The organism is Escherichia sp. KCJ4928, assembly GCF_004352695.1.
Classification (GTDB): Bacteria; Pseudomonadota; Gammaproteobacteria; order Enterobacterales; family Enterobacteriaceae; genus ECMA0423.
In genome coordinates this window covers 1-749 of sequence record NZ_SJWV01000502.1, presented here as the reverse complement: position 1 = coordinate 749, position 749 = coordinate 1, and the positions used below count along the sequence as shown (strand labels likewise).

Sequence of the window (749 nt, the reverse complement as noted above, 5' to 3'; positions counted from 1 at the left end):
GTCATTAAGCGTCCAACTCAACGTGGCATGGATATTATTCACAACAATTATATTATCTGCGATTCCCTCGGCTAAAATGTCGCTGTCAGCACACTAACTTACTCACAGCGACATCGTATAGTTACAGCCAGTTCTTACGCTTAAAGTACAGATACGGTGTCAGGCCCGCAAGGATCATAAAGATAATCGCGCCAGGGTAGCCAAAGCTCCACTTCAGTTCTGGCATAAACTCAAAGTTCATGCCATAGCTGGAGGCAATCCGCGTAGGAAAAAGTTTCCTAATCGGTAAATTCAACATTTTGTTATTAACAATGAGCAAGACCAATCATTAACGAGGTTCTCTTCAGAGATGTAATGAAAAAATGTGAAATGTACTTCTTTTTTAAATATTTTTTTACCCTAGCATTTGTTCTCGAATTGACATTGAGCTTAAATATAACCAAGGCAAATGCAAATGAATAACATATTACTTCCGCCAATTAATATTCCCTGTACACTTTTCGAAACTATTAGTTTATTCGATGATTTTTCTGCTGATGATATGCAATATGGTGATATGGTAGAACAAGACTTTCTCTCACTCGGCCTAAGCGATATCTCAGCAAAAGTTGATCCTTACAGACTTATTAAATACCATTTCCCTGGCCCAGGTTCTATTAATGTTGCTTTTAGTGCCTCAAGTTCCGGAACAAAAATATCACAACGTGAATGCACTGATATTTTATTTGCAGAAATGAAAGAACTAGCAA

The 749-nt window shown here is 37.5% G+C and carries 1 protein-coding gene and 1 pseudogene; one reads left to right on the top strand and one right to left on the bottom strand.

All coding sequences use genetic code 11. From position 1 onward, the window contains the following. Positions 1-121 precede the first annotated feature (121 nt). Positions 122-274, bottom strand: a pseudogene (locus tag E0D98_RS25150) (CorA family divalent cation transporter); the annotation flags it as partial. A 180-nt stretch (positions 275-454) separates the two neighbouring features. Between E0D98_RS25150 and E0D98_RS25145 the strand changes: the two are divergent. Continuing rightward, positions 455-749: DUF3289 family protein (locus E0D98_RS25145; protein ID WP_131891425.1), on the top strand; the 295-nt coding region annotated here is incomplete at its 3' end.